Origin of the sequence: Nonlabens tegetincola, assembly GCF_002117085.1 — a bacterium.
In the GTDB taxonomy this organism is placed as follows: domain Bacteria; phylum Bacteroidota; class Bacteroidia; order Flavobacteriales; family Flavobacteriaceae; genus Nonlabens; species Nonlabens tegetincola.
In genome coordinates this window covers 2,404,596-2,421,704 of the sequence record NZ_CP019342.1, presented here as the reverse complement: position 1 = coordinate 2,421,704, position 17,109 = coordinate 2,404,596, and the positions used below count along the sequence as shown (strand labels likewise).

Annotated in this window: 19 protein-coding genes; 12 read left to right on the top strand and 7 right to left on the bottom strand. The window is 35.3% G+C overall.

Going from position 1 to position 17,109, the window contains the following annotated elements; all coding sequences use genetic code 11:
* Positions 1-60: 60 nt before the first annotated feature.
* The 4 genes from BST91_RS11185 to BST91_RS11170 are packed head-to-tail and all read left to right on the top strand — an operon-like array spanning position 61 to position 2,536.
* A complete protein-coding gene (locus BST91_RS11185) occupies positions 61-939 on the top strand; it encodes a cell division protein FtsX (RefSeq protein WP_060523521.1) in 879 nt (292 codons plus the stop codon).
* A gap of 15 nt (positions 940-954) precedes the next feature.
* Positions 955-1,227: a DUF3098 domain-containing protein gene (locus BST91_RS11180; protein WP_042276828.1), complete on the top strand. Its 273-nt coding sequence runs from the start codon at positions 955-957 to the stop codon at positions 1,225-1,227.
* Complete coding sequence (uppP, locus tag BST91_RS11175; protein ID WP_060523522.1) at positions 1,227-2,021, top strand: undecaprenyl-diphosphatase UppP; 795 nt, start codon at positions 1,227-1,229, stop codon at positions 2,019-2,021. The genes BST91_RS11180 and uppP overlap by 1 nt, the downstream gene beginning before the upstream one ends.
* A 2-nt stretch (positions 2,022-2,023) precedes the next feature.
* Positions 2,024-2,536, top strand: a complete 513-nt coding sequence (locus tag BST91_RS11170; RefSeq protein ID WP_085775418.1) for a DinB family protein — start codon at positions 2,024-2,026, stop codon at positions 2,534-2,536.
* 63 nt (positions 2,537-2,599) lie between these two features.
* Here the strand turns inward: BST91_RS11170 and BST91_RS11165 are convergent, their stop codons facing one another.
* Positions 2,600-2,821 carry a hypothetical protein gene (locus BST91_RS11165; RefSeq protein ID WP_042276832.1) on the bottom strand — a complete coding sequence of 74 codons (222 nt, stop codon included), beginning with the start codon at positions 2,819-2,821 and terminating at the stop codon, positions 2,600-2,602.
* A 131-nt stretch (positions 2,822-2,952) separates the two neighbouring features.
* On the bottom strand, positions 2,953-4,269 hold the full coding sequence (gene ahcY / locus BST91_RS11160; protein WP_060523524.1) for an adenosylhomocysteinase: 1,317 nt from the start codon (positions 4,267-4,269) through the stop codon (positions 2,953-2,955).
* Between the two features lie 114 nt (positions 4,270-4,383).
* On the opposite strand from ahcY, the gene BST91_RS11155 reads away from it, so the two are divergent.
* Genes BST91_RS11155 through arfB form a run of 7 tightly spaced genes read left to right on the top strand, consistent with a single transcriptional unit; the run spans position 4,384 to position 9,099 of the window.
* The gene (locus BST91_RS11155; RefSeq protein ID WP_060523525.1) at positions 4,384-5,010 is read left to right on the top strand and encodes a 4'-phosphopantetheinyl transferase family protein; all 627 of its coding nucleotides are present in this window, start codon (positions 4,384-4,386) and stop codon (positions 5,008-5,010) included.
* 3 nt (positions 5,011-5,013) lie between these two features.
* Positions 5,014-5,730, top strand: coding sequence for a geranylgeranylglyceryl/heptaprenylglyceryl phosphate synthase (locus BST91_RS11150; protein ID WP_085775417.1), 717 nt, complete (start codon positions 5,014-5,016; stop codon positions 5,728-5,730).
* Between the two features lie 19 nt (positions 5,731-5,749).
* Positions 5,750-6,010, top strand: a complete 261-nt coding sequence (locus BST91_RS11145; protein WP_060525043.1) for a hypothetical protein — start codon at positions 5,750-5,752, stop codon at positions 6,008-6,010.
* Positions 6,010-6,645, top strand: a complete 636-nt coding sequence (pnuC, locus tag BST91_RS11140) for a nicotinamide riboside transporter PnuC (protein ID WP_085775416.1) — start codon at positions 6,010-6,012, stop codon at positions 6,643-6,645. Before BST91_RS11145 ends, pnuC begins: the two co-directional genes overlap by 1 nt.
* Positions 6,600-7,157 carry an AAA family ATPase gene (locus BST91_RS11135; RefSeq protein ID WP_085775415.1) on the top strand — a complete coding sequence of 186 codons (558 nt, stop codon included), beginning with the start codon at positions 6,600-6,602 and terminating at the stop codon, positions 7,155-7,157. Before pnuC ends, BST91_RS11135 begins: the two co-directional genes overlap by 46 nt.
* A 2-nt stretch (positions 7,158-7,159) precedes the next feature.
* Positions 7,160-8,701 (top strand): DUF4301 family protein, encoded by a 1,542-nt coding sequence (locus BST91_RS11130; RefSeq protein WP_085775414.1) that lies wholly within the window; start codon positions 7,160-7,162, stop codon positions 8,699-8,701.
* Positions 8,702-8,730: 29 nt separating this feature from the next.
* Positions 8,731-9,099 carry an alternative ribosome rescue aminoacyl-tRNA hydrolase ArfB gene (arfB, locus tag BST91_RS11125; protein WP_244895629.1) on the top strand — a complete coding sequence of 123 codons (369 nt, stop codon included), beginning with the start codon at positions 8,731-8,733 and terminating at the stop codon, positions 9,097-9,099.
* A gap of 21 nt (positions 9,100-9,120) precedes the next feature.
* Here the strand turns inward: arfB and BST91_RS11120 are convergent, their stop codons facing one another.
* Entirely contained in the window at positions 9,121-10,410 is a 1,290-nt protein-coding gene (locus tag BST91_RS11120) for an aminopeptidase P family protein (protein WP_085775412.1), read from the bottom strand.
* 239 nt (positions 10,411-10,649) lie between these two features.
* The gene (locus BST91_RS11115; protein ID WP_085775411.1) at positions 10,650-11,450 is read right to left on the bottom strand and encodes a DUF6503 family protein; all 801 of its coding nucleotides are present in this window, start codon (positions 11,448-11,450) and stop codon (positions 10,650-10,652) included.
* A 147-nt stretch (positions 11,451-11,597) separates the two neighbouring features.
* Here BST91_RS11115 and dusB point away from each other — a divergent pair, with 147 nt between their 5' ends.
* The gene (gene dusB, locus BST91_RS11110) at positions 11,598-12,590 is read left to right on the top strand and encodes a tRNA dihydrouridine synthase DusB (protein WP_060523533.1); all 993 of its coding nucleotides are present in this window, start codon (positions 11,598-11,600) and stop codon (positions 12,588-12,590) included.
* On the opposite strand, the gene BST91_RS11105 is transcribed toward dusB, so the two are convergent.
* From BST91_RS11105 to BST91_RS11095, 3 genes are read right to left on the bottom strand one after another with little or no spacing between them, the layout of a single operon-like run.
* Positions 12,575-13,792 (bottom strand): ABC transporter permease, encoded by a 1,218-nt coding sequence (locus BST91_RS11105; RefSeq protein WP_085775410.1) that lies wholly within the window; start codon positions 13,790-13,792, stop codon positions 12,575-12,577. The two genes, dusB and BST91_RS11105, sit on opposite strands and share 16 nt — an antisense overlap.
* The gene (rbfA, locus tag BST91_RS11100; protein WP_042276856.1) at positions 13,792-14,187 is read right to left on the bottom strand and encodes a 30S ribosome-binding factor RbfA; all 396 of its coding nucleotides are present in this window, start codon (positions 14,185-14,187) and stop codon (positions 13,792-13,794) included. The genes BST91_RS11105 and rbfA overlap by 1 nt, the downstream gene beginning before the upstream one ends.
* A 46-nt stretch (positions 14,188-14,233) precedes the next feature.
* Entirely contained in the window at positions 14,234-17,008 is a 2,775-nt protein-coding gene (locus BST91_RS11095) for a WD40/YVTN/BNR-like repeat-containing protein (protein ID WP_085775409.1), read from the bottom strand.
* Positions 17,009-17,109 lie beyond the last annotated feature (101 nt).

Below are 17,109 nucleotides of genomic sequence, written 5' to 3'. Positions count from 1 at the left end.
AAAATAACTATAGGGAAATATTACTTTGTTATTTTTGTTTTAATAAGATTTTCAATCAATATGTCACACCCGTCAAGTTATCAAAAACGCAGATTATTTAGTTCCTATTTTTGGGTGGTGGTAAGTTTGTTTCTGGTACTTTTTTTATTAGGATTACAAGGCTTTTTACTTTTAAACAGTCAGCAACTAGCTAATTATTTTAGGGAACAAATCCCAATGAGTATTTATTTTAAAGATACTGCAAAGGATTTGGAAATGAAACAACTAGAAACTACGTTACAAATGGCTGATTATACAAAAAGTGCTGTTTTTGTAAGTAGTGAAGAAGGTGCAAAGAAAACTCAAGAGAGTTTAGGAGAAAATTTTGTGGAACAATTAGGTGGTTTTAATCCGATACCCAATAGTATTGATATACGTTTAAATGCTCAATATGTTACACAGACTGATATAGATACTATTGTAGAAGAGTTGTCTTCAAAACCTTATATTCAAGAGATTAGATATGACAAACCACTGGTGTCTTTACTTAATCAAAATGTAAAAAAGATTTCATTTTACATGCTTATCTTGAGTGGTGTTTTTGTTTTAATCGCGTTTTTATTGATTAATTCATCGATAAGATTATCTGTATACGCTAAACGTTTTACCATCAAAACTATGCAAATGGTTGGCGCAACAAAAGGTTTTATTAGAAGGCCATTTATTTGGACTAGCTTAAAGCTGGGTTTAATCGGTGCTGTTTTAGCTCTTGCTGCCTTGTCGGTTGTAGTTTATTATGCAGACAGATTAGTGCCTGAATTAAGTATTCTTGAAAATTATGAGATGCTTGGATTATTGATTGCTGGTGTTATTGGTTTTGGACTACTGATCAGTTTGATAAGCACCTTTTTTGCCACGACCAGATATTTAAATTTAAGAACAGATCAACTCTATTATTAATCAACTATTTCACATATGAATAACGAGCAGAAAGATATCAAAAGCGACGAGCAAAACTTGAAGCCAAAAGTAGAGTTCCTGTTTAAAAAGAAAAACTACTTATGGATGATTATTGGTCTAGTAGTAATTGCTACAGGTTTCATTTTAATGTCTGGAGGCGCTTCTAATGATCCTAATGTTTTTAATGAAGAGATATTCTCATGGAGAAGAATCAGGTTGGCTCCGGCAATTGTTATTCTAGGCTTTGGTATTGAGGTTTATGCTATTTTATTAAACCCAGATAAGTAATGGAATTAGTTGATGCGATTATTCTAGGAGTGATACAAGGTCTTACTGAGTTTCTCCCAGTGTCTTCCAGTGGCCATATAGAATTGGGAAAAGCAATTTTAGACACGCAAGTACAAGATCCAGATGAAAATTTACTATTTACAGTTCTTGTACATTTTGCAACAGCATTGAGTACTATTATTGTTTTTAGAAAAGACATTTTTGAATTATTTAAAGGCATATTTCAATTTAAATGGAATGAAGAGTTTCAATTTGCTCTTAAAATTGTATTGTCAATGATTCCTGCGGTGATAGTAGGATTATTTTTTGAAGAGCAACTAGAGTCCCTTTTTTCAGGTAATGTATTATTAGTAGGCTTTATGCTTATTATTACAGGTTTACTGCTGTTCCTGGCAGGTAAAGCAAGGGATACAAATAAGAACGTTTCTTGGAAAGATGCTGTCATAATTGGAGTTTCTCAGGCAATTGCAATGTTGCCTGGTATTTCCCGTAGCGGTGCTACTATAAGTACTAGTGTCCTATTAGGAAACGACAGGACTAAAGCTGCAAGGTTTTCATTTTTAATGGTTGTTCCTTTAATATTTGGGAAAATTGCCAAAGATCTCTTAGGTGGAAAAATAGAATTTCAAGCAGATCAAAATTTACCTTTAATTGCTGGTTTTATAGCTGCGTTTGTAACAGGATGGATAGCATGTAAATGGATGATTAAATTAGTTAAAAAAGCAAAACTACATTACTTCTCATATTACTGCTTTGCAGTAGGGCTTATTGCAATTATCGCTCACTTTATATAATTATGAGACTTTTTCTTACAGCACTACTAATAGTAACTACTAACCTAATTATGGCACAACAATCTACAGTAAAAGGTGCTTTTCTTGAAAAATGGAGTAATTCAAAAGAATATTTAGTAGAAATAGCTCAATCAATGCCAGAGGAGTTATACAATTATAGACCTACTGAACGAGAGATGACTTTTAAAGGGCAATTACTTCATGTAATTGGTAATATGAAATGGTTGAGTACAAGTTACTTTTCAAATGAAAAATTTGAAAGGGAAACCTATGATCCTAACTTAAGTAAACAGCAGGTCCTAGAGTTGTTAGAAGCAACTTTTGATGAGGTTTATCAAAGAATTGAATCGACTTCAGAGTCTGAATTATCGGTTGAGGTAGATTTCTTTGCGGGTAAAAAATCTAAATTACAAATCTTGAATTTGCTTCAAGATCACGTTACTCATCATAGAGGACAATTGATTGTTTATATTAATATGAAGGGAATAAAACCACCAAGATATGTGGGGTGGTAAATAATTTTAAAAACGAATAAATAAAAAGCCCAGTTTAAAAAACTGGGCTTTAATATTCTTAGATTACACTTGTATTTTAGGATTAAGTCGCTTCTCGATCTTCTGCTTTTTAGCTGTAAGTTCTTTCATTAATTCCATTAATTCAGGATCCTTAGATTCCTTAAATAAATCATTAACTCCTAGTACAAGCCTTTTAGCTTCTCTCGATGCGTGTACGCGGTCACTTGTTGACATGTTGCTCATCGAGCTGTCTAACCATTCACGAGCTTCTTCAATTATTGTCATACTGCTTCAATCTTTTTAGTGCATTTAGTGAATTGAAAATCAAAACTTAAACACATTAATTTATACATAATGTCGCAATGTAACGTATTTAATTTTAATTTTTCAGCTAAAATTTTCTTAATTAAGATAATTTAATATCTGTAATATTCAGGTTTGAATGGACCCTTAACTTCTACACCTATATATTTTGCTTGGTCTTGACGTAGTTCAGTTAATTCTGCACCTATTCTTTGCAAGTGTAATTCAGCTACCTTTTCATCGAGATGTTTCGGTAACATGTAAACCTCATTTTTATAATTTTCACTGTTGTTCCATAACTCGATTTGAGCTAAAGTTTGGTTAGTGAAGGAATTACTCATTACAAAACTAGGGTGACCAGTAGCACAACCTAGGTTTACTAAACGACCTTCTGCAAGTAAAATTATATCCTTACCATCGATAGTATACTTGTCTACCTGTGGTTTGATTTCTACCTTGGTATCTCCGTAATTATCATTCAAAAAGGCAACATCAATCTCGTTGTCAAAGTGTCCAATATTACAAACGATCACTTTATCACGCATTGCTTTAAAATGCTCACCTCTTACGATGTCTTTGTTTCCAGTAGTAGTTATTACAACATCAGCATTACCAACAACCGATTCTAACTTTTTCACCTCAAAACCATCCATCGCCGCTTGTAAAGCACAAATAGGATCTATTTCAGTCACTGTAACTATTGAACCAGCACCGCGGAATGAAGCAGCAGTACCTTTACCTACATCACCATATCCACAAACCACAACACGCTTTCCAGCTAGCATCGTGTCAGTAGCTCTACGTACGGCATCGACAGCACTTTCTCTACATCCGTATTTGTTATCAAATTTTGATTTAGTAACAGAGTCATTTACGTTAATAGCAGGCATTACAAGAGTTCCGTTTTTCATACGTTCGTATAAACGATGTACTCCAGTTGTAGTTTCTTCTGAAAGACCTTTGATTCCTTTAGCTAACTCTGGATACTCATCAAAAACCATGTTAGTTAAATCACCACCATCATCTAATATCATGTTAAGCGGTTCACGATCTTCACCAAAGAATAAAGTTTGTTCTATACACCAGTTAAACTCCTCTTCAGTCATACCTTTCCATGCGTATACAGGAATTCCAGCAGCAGCGATTGCAGCAGCAGCATGATCCTGTGTAGAGAAAATGTTACAAGAAGACCAAGTTACATCTGCTCCTAAGGCAACTAAAGTTTCTATAAGAACTGCAGTTTGAATTGTCATGTGTAGACATCCTGCGATGCGAGCTCCTTTCAAAGGTTGCTCATCTTTATATTCTTCCCTTAACGCCATTAAACCAGGCATTTCTGCCTCAGCTAGTTCAATTTCTAGACGACCGTATTCGGCTAGTGACATGTCCTTTACTTTGTAAGGAACATAAGGTACTTTTGTATCACTCATAATTGTAAAATATTTAAGCTTGTTTGATAAAAACACTGTTTATAATCAGTAATTTACAAGCCTTTATTATTTATTAAATTGCGGCAGCAAAGCTACTAAAAAACTGCCATATTAATGCCTCTTTACAAAACCCTTAACAACAGACACAACACAGTTGTTCATATTTGGAAAATCACTGAAACTGAAGCCCAGTTACGCTCGGGAATCACCTTAAGTGAAAATAGTAAACAACGGTTGTTGACCATGAGCTCGGAGTTACATAGAAGAGGTTTCTTGAGTATACGTCATTTATTACATGTAGCTGGGTATACAGACCTTGAATTGTTCTATGATGATAAAGGTAAACCGCATCTTAATGATGGAAAATTCATCTCAATAACGCACAGTTATGAGTTCACGGCAATAATAGTGAGCGATACTCCTGTAGGGATCGATATTGAGAAAAAAAGAGAGAAAATTAAACGCATCGCCAAAAAGTTTATCAAATACGAAAACACCTGTGTTTATAATAGTTCACAACAAGTCAAATTACTGACCATCATTTGGGGTGCAAAGGAGTCGATGTACAAATTGTATGGGTCAAAGGGATTGGGATTTAAAGCTCATTGTCAGGTAGAACCTATCGATTTTTCTCATCCTAAGTCACGCTGTAGCATTCATTTTAATGGTGACTCAAGTTATTACGACTTGTTTTATTTGGGTTTTGAGAACTTTATGATGGTTTACGTTATTCCTGCTTAATTTATGGATTGGGTATCTCGCATTAAGTCAGGTAGATCGTTAGCCATTTTAATTGATCCAGAAAAGACTGCTGTTGATTACGCTTTCGCGAAAGCGATATCTAAAAAAGCACTTTCTTTAAAAAAGAAATTGAACCTAAATGAGGTGTTTTTCTTTATAGGAGGTAGCACTATGGAAGTTGATCTAGATAAATGGTTAAAGGAATTTAAAGGTCTAGTTACGCTACCTGTAATTATTTTTCCTGGATCTCACGAGCAAGTCTCTATTCATTGTGACGCCATGCTGTATTTACAATTCATGAGCAGTCGAAGTGCGCAATACCTCATTGAAGAACAAATTAAAAGTGCACTTTTCATAAAACAACATAAGATACTTGCCATCCCTACATCTTATTTACTGATTGATGGAGGAAAGTCTACAGCTGTACAACGTGTTACTAATTCACAACCCTACAAGCAAACAGATATAGAATTAATTACAGCGACAACGGTTGCTGGAGAACTTTTGGGGCACAAACTAGTTTATCTAGAAGCTGGTAGCGGTGCTGTCCTACCTGTTGCAGCTGGTATTATTGAAAAAGTAAAGAGTAGTTGTTCACTGCCTATCATAGTAGGTGGTGGATTGCGTGATGTAAGTCAAATTGAACGAGCGTTTACTTCCGGTGCTAGTTTGTGCGTAGTAGGAACTGCGATTGAGGAAAATGTGGAATGGATGGACTAAGTTTGCAATAAAATCAACTATGAAAGTTTCTATAGAATTAACCATGTCGCCTTTACAAGATGGATACGAGCCACTCATAATCGAGTTTATCAAAACCTTGCGTAATTCATCCTTTAAGGTTTTAGAAAACCCACTTTCTACTCAGATTTATGGGGATTATAGACCATTAATGGAATTTTTGACTGATGCTATAGAGACTAGTTTTGATAATCAAGAAGCGGTTCTTGTATACATGAAACTGGTAAAATCAGATCGTAGTGACTACCAACCTTTCTTTTAATGGAGGTTATTGATTTCTTATTTTCCCAGTATTCTGAGTATTCAAGCACTCACATAATACTTGAGTTGACAGCTGTTGTGGCTAGCGTTGTAAGTGTGCTTTATTCTTATCGTAACAGCTTTTTAGTGTTTCCTTTTGGGATTGTAAGCACTGCCATATTTACTTACTTGTTAGTAAACTGGAATTTATTGGGAGATGCGGTTATAAACTTGTACTATTTAATTATGAGTATATACGGTTGGTATCTTTGGATTAAAGGAGGGAAGAATAACACGGAACTTCAAATCTCTTTGACATCAAAACAGCAATGGATTAGAGCTATTACAATCTCAATACTCGCTGCGTTTTGCATCTATATTCTATATGTCTCTACAAATCGTATGGAAAGTGTAGTATCCTACATTGACATGGTAACGACAGGATTGTTTTTTGCAGGAATGTGGTTGATGGCAAAAAGGAAGTTAGAGCATTGGTTAGTTCTAGGCATAGGTAATTTTATCTCAATACCTTTATATTTTTATAAGGGTTACACTTTTAGTGCATTTTTATACCTATTTTTATTGATAATGGCTGTGGCTGGATTTTATGCATGGAAGAAATACCTAAACAACTCAATTATCAAGGCAAGCGTATAGTACTTTATGGTCCAGAGAGTACAGGAAAAAGTACTATCGCACAAGAACTAGCGCTTCATTATAACTCAATTTTCATCCCAGAATTTGCAAGAGAATATTTGCAAAGAAAGTGGGATGAGTCAAAACACGTTTGCACATTACAAGATCTTAAACCTATTGCAGTAGGTCAAAGAAATCTTGAGAATCAGGCGACTTTAAAGGGATCTGATTATGTTTTTTGTGATACAGATATCTTAGAAACTTATGTTTATAGTTTAGCTTATTTTAATCAAGTTCCATTGTCGATTGAAAAGGCTGTTCATGAATCTCATTATGATTTATATTTATTGATGGATGTGGATATTAGTTGGGTTAAGGATGATTTAAGGGACAAACCAGAAGAGCGAGAAGAAATGTTTCATAAATTTGAGGCCGCTTTACAAACTTTTAATAAGCCCTATAAGCTTATTTCGGGAAAGGGACCTGAAAGATTAAAAAATGCTATCGCTGCCATAGATTCTTTATCTATTTAATAATGAATTATACTGACTACCAAATACAACAGCTAAAAGAAAAAGGCATTTCCATAGATCAAGTTAATGAACAAATTGATCGATTTAAAAAAGGATTTCCTAATTTAGATTTAGATAGGCCTGCCACTTTAAATGATGGGATTAATAAACACAATGATCAGGAGCAAGCAGAGTATATATATAAATATGAACAGCTAGGTGAGAACCTTGAAAAGGTAAATTTTATTCCTGCCAGTGGTGCTGCAACTAGAATGTTTAAATTTCTCCATGAATTTTTACACTCTTACAATCCTGATGAAATAAGCCTAAATGCTTATATTAATACAACTAAGAGTGACCAGTTATTCACCTTTCTTGTTGCCCTTGAAAAATTCCCTTTTTACCGAGATATTGAACAGGAACTAAAAGCTCAAAACCCCATTTATGAAGGGTTGAAAAAGTATCAACAACAATTGGAATTCATAAAATTTCTTTTGTCTGAAAATGGTGCAAATTATGCAAGTAAACCCAAAGGTTTAATCCCATTTCATGATTATGGCAGCTATGTACGTACAGCTTTTGAAGAACACTTAAGCGAGACAGCTGGTTACGCAAGCGTTAATGATCAGGTTAAACTCCATTTTACGGTATCACCTAATCATCACAAGGATTTTTTAGATGAATTGGAAGCTATTAAGGACCACATTGAAAGAAGAGTTCAAAAGAAGCTTGTTGTAGATTTTTCGTTTCAAGATACTGCTACCGATACAGTTGCAGTAAATTTAAATAACCAGCCCATACTTGATGATAAAGGTGGTTTGTTCTTTAGACCAGCAGGGCATGGAGCATTATTAAAAAATCTGAATGCAATTGATGCCGATCTTATTTTTATTAAAAATATTGATAATGTCACCACAACAGCAATGCATCAAGAATCTGCATATTTTAAAAAATACCTTGCAGGTATAGCAGTCACATACAAGAAACAAATAGATTCCTATTTAAATCAATTATTAAATGGAACGAGTACTGATATTTCACAAATTGTAGATTTTCTAGAAAACTCAATAGGAACCGCTTTACCTAAGGATTTTTCAAAGTATTCATTCCAAAATCAGATAGAAACCCTGATAGATTGTTTAAACAGACCATTAAGAGTGTGCGGTATGGTTAAAAATGAAGGAGAACCAGGTGGTGGTCCGTTTTGGGTAAAATCTAGTTACGGAATTAATTTACAAATTGTGGAAAGCGCACAGGTGAATAAAGAAAATGAGAAACAAAAAAACATTGCTAAAGAATGTACTCATTTTAATCCAGTCGATATAGTTTGCTGTGTACGTGATTATAAAGGAGATAAATTTGATCTGCAAAAATATTGCGATCCAGAAATGGGTTTTATTACCCTAAAATCTAGGTTTGGTTTTAAGCTAAAAGCACAAGAGCTTCCTGGATTATGGAATGGCTCAATGGCTTATTGGAATACCATTTTTGTAGAGGTTCCAGTTTCCACATTCAACCCAGTTAAAACTGTTAATGATTTACTCAAACCAGCGCACCTTAGGTAATGAATGTTGAACAAATTAAAAACGAGGTAATGTTTAAAGCTGTTGCAAGTAGTGGTCCCGGTGGTCAACACGCTAATAAAGTGGCAACAAAGGTTCAATTAGAGTTTGATGTTATTAACAGTTACGCTTTCGCGGAAGCGGAAAAACAAACTATCCTAGATAACCTAAAAAGTCAGCTTACTCAACAAGGCAGCATCAAAATAAGCTGTCAAGAATCTAGAAGTCAAGCTAAAAATAAAGAGCTTGTCCTTAAAAAATTAATCAATTTGCTCGCTGGCGCAAGTCAAAGAAAAAAGAAGCGTAAGAAGACAGCTATTCCTAAAATTGCTAAGTTAAAAAGACTGAGAGCAAAGAAATTGAACAGTGAAAAAAAACAAAACCGAAAGTTTAAATATTAGACTTTCGGTTTTTTATTCATATTAATTCATTAATTCTTCAATTTCTTCAACTTCAATAGGTATGTTTTCCATTAAATTAATCGGCTCTCCACTTTTTTGGATAACGACGTCGTCTTCTAATCTTATTCCAAATCCTTCTTCTGGTAAATATATTCCAGGTTCTACGGTAAATACATTTCCTGCTTGCATAGGTTCCCATAGAATACCGTAATCATGTGTATCTAACCCTATGTGGTGCGATGTACCATGCATGAAATATTTTTTGTAGGCAGGCCATTCAGGGTTTTCGTTCTGTACATCGGCCTTATCTAATAATCCTAGATCAATTAATTCACTGGTCATCAATTTTCCCACCTCAACGTGATACTCTTTCCACATTGTTCCAGGTACGAGCATTTTTGTAGCTTCATTTTTAACCTTTAAAACAGCATTATATACTTGTTTTTGACGTTTAGTAAACGTTCCATTTACAGGAATGGTTCTAGACATGTCACTAGAGTAATTTGCATAACTAGCTCCTACATCCATAAGTATTAATTCACCATCCTTACATTGATTATTATTTTCAATATAATGAAGAACATTTGCATTATTGCCACTAGCGATAATAGGTGTGTAGGCAAATCCGTCACTACGTGATTTTATAAACTCATGAAGGTATTCTGCCTCTATTTCATATTCCCAAACTCCTGGTTTTACAAAATCTAATACACGACGGAAACCAGCATTTGTAATGTCACAAGCGTGTTTTAAGAGATCAATTTCAATAGGATCCTTTACAGCTCTCAACCTCTGTAAAATAGGATTACTTTTAGCATAATTGTGAGCAGGGAATTGAGATTTACATTTTTTGATAAATCTATCTTCACGTGTTTCCATTTCCACTGCTTGACGATAGTGTTCGTTTGTATTAAAATAAACCGTATCACACATAGTCATCATTTCAAAAAACTTTTTATCAAAGTCTTTAAGCCAAAAAACACTTGTAATACCGGTTATTTCAGTAGCTTTTTCTTTAGTTAATTTTTCTCCTTCCCAAATAGCTATGTGCTCATTGGTCTCGGTCACAAAAAGTACTTCCCTCAAATTAGGGTCTGGACAATCAGGAAAAAGTACCAAAATAGTGTCTTCTTGATCAGCCCCAGAAAGGTAAAAGATGTCTCTATGTTGTTTGAAAGGCATGGTGCTGTCTGCACCTGTTTTGAAAATATCGTTTGAATTAAAAACAGCTAGGCTTGATGGTTTCATCATCCCCATAAAGTTTTTGCGGTTTTTAATGAATAATTGTGGATTAATTGGGTTGTATTTCATAGTCCAGTTTGATTTTTTACTGCGTGAGCAAGTCAAGCAAAGATATCATTAGTCTAAAGAAAAAGAAAGCTGGCTACTAGCCAGCTTTCTTTATTTTCTAAGTCTTCTTTTCTTTTTATTCTTCATGTATGTAACTACTAAAAGAACGATAATAAGAATACATATTCCTAAAATAAAATATCTAATTCCTTCCATAATGTATTGAGTTAGTTTACTCTATGAAAGGTACGTCATTTTTTTTAGTCAACATAGATGCCATTTTCTGGTTTTTTGAACATACCATTATCCATTGGGGCATTGTCTACATCAATTTTTTCAAAAAGACGGGCATCACCTCTAGGAGTATCTGGTTTCCCATCTTTTACGGTGTACCACTGTAATTTTACAGGTAGTAGTAACCCGTTTACTTCATTCCAATCTTCATATTTAATAAAGCTATAATTGTTGGACTCTTCATTTTTACCATAGGTCACGGTATAAGCTAACCACTTCATTTCATAGCTAGAAGGATCGTAATAGAGAATATAATTGTCGTCAGGTGCATCACCTATTCCTTCATTATAACTTATTTTGATACCTGGGAACGTTTCATTCTTATGAGTTAGAGAATCTGCTGGCGAATAATTAATACCATCGTCAGATAATACAAATGGCATGGCATAGAAATAAAACATGAGATTGTGATAGAATCTAGCCCTACCTGGATCAAAATAAGTACTATCCTGTGCGATCCATACTTTACCATCATTACCGCCTATCATATAGTTATCTGTTTCCAGCAGTATGTTTCGACTTTGTAGGTCTGTTACAGTAGACTGCTCATTTAATTGATACGTCATGCTACGCATGCTTTTCCATGTTTCTAATCCACCATGTGCTTTAAAAACCTTAATGAGTTCTTCTGGATAGGCAGAATAGTCTACTTTGGGCATTTGATTTTCTACTGTAGAAACTTTTTCCTGAGTTTCCACTTTGGGCGCCTCTTTTTTACAGCTTATAGCTACAAGAAGAATGGCTACGATTGATAAAATTTGTTTCATGAGCGAAAAATAATTTCATCTGTTGAAGCTATATGTTAGAATAACTATAAAACATATCACAAATTTATAACAGATCAAAAAATACAAGTATTTCTGATACTTAAACCTAATTAATGGTAGTTTTAAAATACATAGTACCTTTGCAGTATGCCTAAAATTGGAGATATACAATTACCAGATTTTCCTCTTCTTCTTGCTCCTATGGAAGATGTGAGTGATCCGCCTTTTAGAGCCTTGTGCAAAGAAAATGGCGCCGATGTCGTTTACACAGAATTTATTTCTAGTGAAGGATTGATACGAGATGCCGCAAAAAGTACAATGAAACTTGACATCTACGAGGCTGAACGCCCTGTGGGAATTCAAATCTTTGGAGCTAATCTAGATTCAATGCTGAGGAGTGTTGAAATAGTTGAACAAACTAAACCGGATATTATTGATATCAACTTCGGCTGTCCTGTTAAAAAAGTAGTTTCTAAAGGAGCTGGTGCTGGTATATTAAAAGATATCGATTTAATGGTATCACTAACCGAGGCTATGGTAAAACACACCAAGCTTCCTATAACGGTAAAAACAAGATTAGGTTGGGATCATGATTCCATTAAAATTGTTGAAGTTGCTGAGCGTTTACAAGATGTAGGTATTAAGGCAATCTCCATTCATGGACGTACCAGAGCGCAAATGTATAAGGGTAATGCAGACTGGGAACCTATCGCGCAAGTCAAAAATAATCCTAGAATGCATATTCCGGTATTTGGAAACGGTGATGTAAATACTCCAGAACGCGCTATGGAAATGCGAGATCAATATGGTCTCGACGGAGCGATGATTGGTCGAGCAAGTATAGGCTATCCTTGGTTTTTTAGAGAAGTAAAGCACTATTTTGAACATGGAACTCACATGGCAAAACCTACCATGGAAGAACGTGTTAAAGTTGCTAGACGTCACCTAGAAATGTCCATTGCCTGGAAAGGTGAGCATTTGGGAGTTTTTGAAACTAGAAGGCACTATACCAATTACTTTAAAGGTATTCCTAACTTCAAAGAATATCGCATGAAGATGGTAACCAGTGACGATGCTCAAGGAGTATATGATGCGCTAGACGAGGTGTTAGATAAATTTGGTGATTACAGTTTTGCCTGAGAAAGTAAGCGATCATTAATACGTCTAGACCCTACGTAGCTGGCAATTATTCCTAAAATGGCTATAGTTCCAAATGCTACTACAATATTTTCCCATCGCATAGCTACTGGATAAGGTAACTGTGGAGCTATGTAAATTAATTTGTATTCCAGCTGCGAATAAACAACAGCAACGCCAATTAATAATCCTAAGACACCACCAGTAATTGTCATCAAGCTACCTTGAATAAAGAATATCCTGCGCAATTCGTGCACGGTCGCACCTAAATCGAGTAAAGTTTTTAGGTTTTGCTTTTTGTCCAATATCATCATGATAATAGCACCTATCACATTGAACAAGGCGATAATTAGTACTAAAGTAAAAATAAGGTAGACCGCAAGATTTTCAGAATTCAACATTTTATACAAAGCATCATTCAACTGGAACTTATTCTTTACTACTACGCTGTCTCCATACATATCCTTAATCAATTCACGAGCTTCATTTTCACTTTCGTAAGAACTTAGTTTAATTTCAACGGCACTAGCCATAGAATCGGGCATGTTTAATAACTTCTGTGCCGCTTCATATCGCATAAACACGTATTTATTATCTAGATTTTCATTGATGCTAAAGGTACCTGTAGCAATAGCATCTAGTGTGTTGAACGAACTCTGAATATTTAAAGCGGTAATGGCTCCTTTACCAGGTTTAGGCACCATGATTTGTAAAAATTCACTGTAGTCATTGACACTTAAAGATAGGTCTGATGCTATAGCTTGTCCGGCCACAATTTGAGCATTACTTTTTCCTAACCAAGAGCCGTAATATAGAATAGAATCTATTTTCACCATATCAATGTATTCATCGGGAACACCTTTGATATAGGCGATATCGTTTTTATCTTGATAATTTAAAAAAGCCTTTTCCTCTATTACGGGACAAACTAATTGGATCGAGGGATGATTTTCTAGAGTTCGCTTTCGCGAAAGCGGAATTTCAACAACCTTACCATGACTGGGGAAAATAGATAAGTCCGGATCAAAATAACTTGAAAACTGGGTGCTAAAATCCTTTAAACCTGAAAACCCTGACAATACAATAAATAGTGATGCAGATCCAACTACAGTAATTATAAAACTAAGTATATTGATAATATTAATGGCGTTTTTACCATTTTTTGATATCAAATACCGTCTTGCAATAAAGGAGGATAGAGACACTATAGTTTTTTACGTCTAGGAAGAGTGTCAGGTTGTTCAATAGGATTGTTCTCGCCTTTGAGTTCTCTCTCTAATTGCTCCATGTACTCTAGGGAATCATCATTAAAAAATTGTAGTTCGGGCATACGTCGCATTTGATGTCTAACCTTTGATGCAACTTCATGCCTTATGCTACTTCCTAATTCTTTTATTTCTTTTACCACAGTTTCTGCCTTGTCTGCTGGGAACACAGATAAAAACACCTTAGCATATCCTAAATCGGGAGTTACTTGCACTTTTGTTACTGAAACGATGAGGTTCTTAACCGCATTCTTTCTCATGATATTCTGTATGACCTGTGTAAGGTCCTCTTGTAGAATACCAGCTATCTTCTTCTGTCTGTTCGTTTCTTGCATAATGCAAAATTAGTAAATTCCTTTATAGCAGCGCTATAGTTATAGATTACTTAACGACAAGAGTTTCTTTACTATCACCACTATTACCTGACAGGTGAACTGTATAAGTGCCTTTAGGTAAGTAGGTCACACCATTTTGAGCAGGATCAGGGCGATCACCTTTTTTAAATGCTTTAAGCCCAGCTTTACTTATACTACCGTCGTAGGTATAAAAATTCAATCCTTGATCACTAGTAAAAGCGGTCTCATAGATAGTTTTACCAGCTTCGTTTTTTACTTCTAGATTAACTTTTCCAGCAGTAGGGTTGAAGTATGAAATTTGGATTTTTGGAGTTGGTCCATTGCTCCATAGGAATCCACGACTGCCGTACCTTCTAGAGAACCTAAGATCCTCAATAGAAGCCATTTTAAACTCTGTACCTACAAGGTCTAGAGCATTTAAATTTGCTAAGTAAATAGATCTACCATGAGTTCCTATAAGTAAATCATTTGTTTGTGGTTGTATTTTTATATCATGAACTGCAACTGGAGGCATACCACCTGATAACAATGTCCAAGTATTACCTTGGTCTAAACTTGCATAAGTTGCATTATCAGTTCCTATAAACAAGTAGTCTTCCTTCTTAGGATGCTCTGTTATAACATTAACTGGCGACCCAGGTATCGAAGTGGCTAATCGTTCCCACGTTTTACCATAATCCTCACTTTTATATACATAAGACTGGAAATCGTCCCATCGATATCCATTAAGAGTAACGTATACTCTTGATTTTTTATGTGAACTTGCTGTTACGCGACTTACCCATAGGTCATTAGGCCATGGACCGTCTAATTGCTCCCAAGTACTACCTCCATTTTTAGTAAGTTGTACAAGTCCATCATCTGTACCTGCGTAAATAAGTCCAAATTCAAACTTTGATTCACTTATAGTTGTTATTGTGCCGTATGCTACATTACCTGGCTTACCACCTTTAGTAAGATCTGGCGAAATAGCTGTCCACGTGTCTCCTTGATCTAGACTGCGCATTAATTTGTTGCCTCCTAAATATAAAATATCTTGATTATGAGAGGATAAAAGAATAGGAGTTTGCCAATTAAATCTATAAGGACTTTCTCCTAACTTATGTTTAGGCTGGATGTAAGTGCGATCACCGTTTTCTCTATTAAGTCTAAAGTAATTCCCAAATTGGAAACCTGTGTAAACGATATTACTATTTCTATTGTCAATTTGAATTTGCATACCATCACCGCCCATTATACTTTCCCAAGGATACTGACCAGATTGATGCCAAGCTCTATTTTCTCGCGCAGTGTGTGATCCTACCCATACACCATTATCCTGTAAACCACCGTAAACTTGATAAGGCTCTTCTAGGTCATAATTAATAGCATAAAATTGACCTACACTAGGTGTATTGTTTTTGATCCAGGTTTCACCGTTGTCGTAAGAAATGTTTACGCCACCATCATTACCATTTATAAGGTGGCCTTGCTTGTTAGGATTTACCCATAGAGCATGATGATCTGCATGAACATTTTCACGTGATATGTTTTTAAAGGTTTTCCCACCATCGTTCGAAGTAATTATGGGAACACCCATTATATAAACTTCATTGATGTCTCTAGGATTTACTCTTACTTGAGCAAAGTAATAACCGTAGCTATAGAAAACATCATCAATTTGTCCTTCATGTGTTTTGTACCATGTTTTTCCTGCATCATCGCTACGATACAGCTCGGCACCTTTAACAGGTGTGTCAAAAAGTTGGCTATTTGCGTCTTCTAGATATAGTGCAACGTCAGCCGGCGTTGCTTCACCTTTTTGTATCAGGTTTTTAACGCTTTCTGCTCTATACTTCTCTTGAAATCCATTCTCCTTTAGAAAAGCATTGAGCACTTTATTATCAAGTTTTAAGAAATCATCGGTTGACATTGACTTAAAGTCCTCTTTATTGATTTTTTTTGAGTTCGCTTTTGCTGAAGCGTTATCTCCATCTTTCTTAGCTCTTCTAAATTGTGAATCGTGAATAGCGTATAATGTGTTATCATCAAATACAGAAAGGCCTATACGTCCTACACCTATTCCAGTAGGGAATCCACTGTTTACTGTCGATATTTTAGTCCAGGTAAGGCCAGCGTCCTCACTTTTGTAAATGGCGCTTCCATTACCAGCGCCATCAAAATTCCATGCTTTACGATCCTTCTCCCAACTAGTAGCGTATTGGGTATTAAAGTTGTTAGGATCATGAGCTAGATCAATAAAACCAGTTTTATCGTCAATGTATAGCGTTTTATTCCAGGTTTTACCGCCATCCATGGTACTGTACATTCCTCTTTCTTCACTTAAAGAATATAATGGACCTGTAACAGCAACCACAACATTGTTTGGATTATCAGGGTTAATTATAATGCGACCTATGTGTTGACTATTTTTGAGCATGGGCGTGCTCCATGTTTTTCCCCAATCGGATGATTTAATAATTCCTACACCAGCATAGCTGCTTCTACTAGCGTTGTTTTCTCCGGTTCCGGCCCATATGGTTTTATTTTTCCAGTCAACAGCGATATCGCCTAAGTTTATGGTGATGGCATTGTCCATTATAGGAGAGAAACTTGTACCATTGTTTGTAGTATGCCATAAACCACCGCTTGCATAGGCTACAAGAAACTCGGTTGGGTCTTGTGGATTCACATCAATATCCACTACACGTCCAGACATGACAGTAGGACCAATGTTTTTAAATTCTAGGTTAGTGAGATTTTGCGCAAAAAGCAAAGTGGAAGAAAGGAAAAAAATGAGGACTGTTAATGTGCAGCGCATAGTGTATTATTTAATGTGGTTCAAGATATAACGAAATTCACTTTTTTTCATCTTGTTTACCATGGCTTTCTGGTTTTAGGTAATTATTAACAATTCTTACA

What these genes read in the sequence shown, in the direction of transcription:
- uppP (WP_060523522.1), top strand. Translation starts at nt 1,227, where the DNA reads ATGGAATTAGTTGATGCGATTATTCTAGGAGTGATACAAGGTCTTACT.
- arfB (WP_244895629.1), top strand. Translation starts at nt 8,731, where the DNA reads ATGTTTAAAGCTGTTGCAAGTAGTGGTCCCGGTGGTCAACACGCTAAT.
- BST91_RS11130 (WP_085775414.1), top strand. Translation starts at nt 7,160, where the DNA reads ATGAATTATACTGACTACCAAATACAACAGCTAAAAGAAAAAGGCATT.
- BST91_RS11180 (WP_042276828.1), top strand. Translation starts at nt 955, where the DNA reads ATGAATAACGAGCAGAAAGATATCAAAAGCGACGAGCAAAACTTGAAG.
- dusB (WP_060523533.1), top strand. Translation starts at nt 11,598, where the DNA reads ATGCCTAAAATTGGAGATATACAATTACCAGATTTTCCTCTTCTTCTT.
- BST91_RS11120 (WP_085775412.1), bottom strand. Translation starts at nt 10,410, where the DNA reads ATGAAATACAACCCAATTAATCCACAATTATTCATTAAAAACCGCAAA.
- BST91_RS11155 (WP_060523525.1), top strand. Translation starts at nt 4,384, where the DNA reads ATGCCTCTTTACAAAACCCTTAACAACAGACACAACACAGTTGTTCAT.
- BST91_RS11095 (WP_085775409.1), bottom strand. Translation starts at nt 17,008, where the DNA reads ATGCGCTGCACATTAACAGTCCTCATTTTTTTCCTTTCTTCCACTTTG.
- pnuC (WP_085775416.1), top strand. Translation starts at nt 6,010, where the DNA reads ATGGAGGTTATTGATTTCTTATTTTCCCAGTATTCTGAGTATTCAAGC.
- BST91_RS11115 (WP_085775411.1), bottom strand. Translation starts at nt 11,450, where the DNA reads ATGAAACAAATTTTATCAATCGTAGCCATTCTTCTTGTAGCTATAAGC.
- BST91_RS11170 (WP_085775418.1), top strand. Translation starts at nt 2,024, where the DNA reads ATGAGACTTTTTCTTACAGCACTACTAATAGTAACTACTAACCTAATT.
- BST91_RS11135 (WP_085775415.1), top strand. Translation starts at nt 6,600, where the DNA reads ATGGAAGAAATACCTAAACAACTCAATTATCAAGGCAAGCGTATAGTA.
- ahcY (WP_060523524.1), bottom strand. Translation starts at nt 4,269, where the DNA reads ATGAGTGATACAAAAGTACCTTATGTTCCTTACAAAGTAAAGGACATG.
- rbfA (WP_042276856.1), bottom strand. Translation starts at nt 14,187, where the DNA reads ATGCAAGAAACGAACAGACAGAAGAAGATAGCTGGTATTCTACAAGAG.
- BST91_RS11145 (WP_060525043.1), top strand. Translation starts at nt 5,750, where the DNA reads ATGAAAGTTTCTATAGAATTAACCATGTCGCCTTTACAAGATGGATAC.
- BST91_RS11185 (WP_060523521.1), top strand. Translation starts at nt 61, where the DNA reads ATGTCACACCCGTCAAGTTATCAAAAACGCAGATTATTTAGTTCCTAT.
- BST91_RS11150 (WP_085775417.1), top strand. Translation starts at nt 5,014, where the DNA reads ATGGATTGGGTATCTCGCATTAAGTCAGGTAGATCGTTAGCCATTTTA.
- BST91_RS11165 (WP_042276832.1), bottom strand. Translation starts at nt 2,821, where the DNA reads ATGACAATAATTGAAGAAGCTCGTGAATGGTTAGACAGCTCGATGAGC.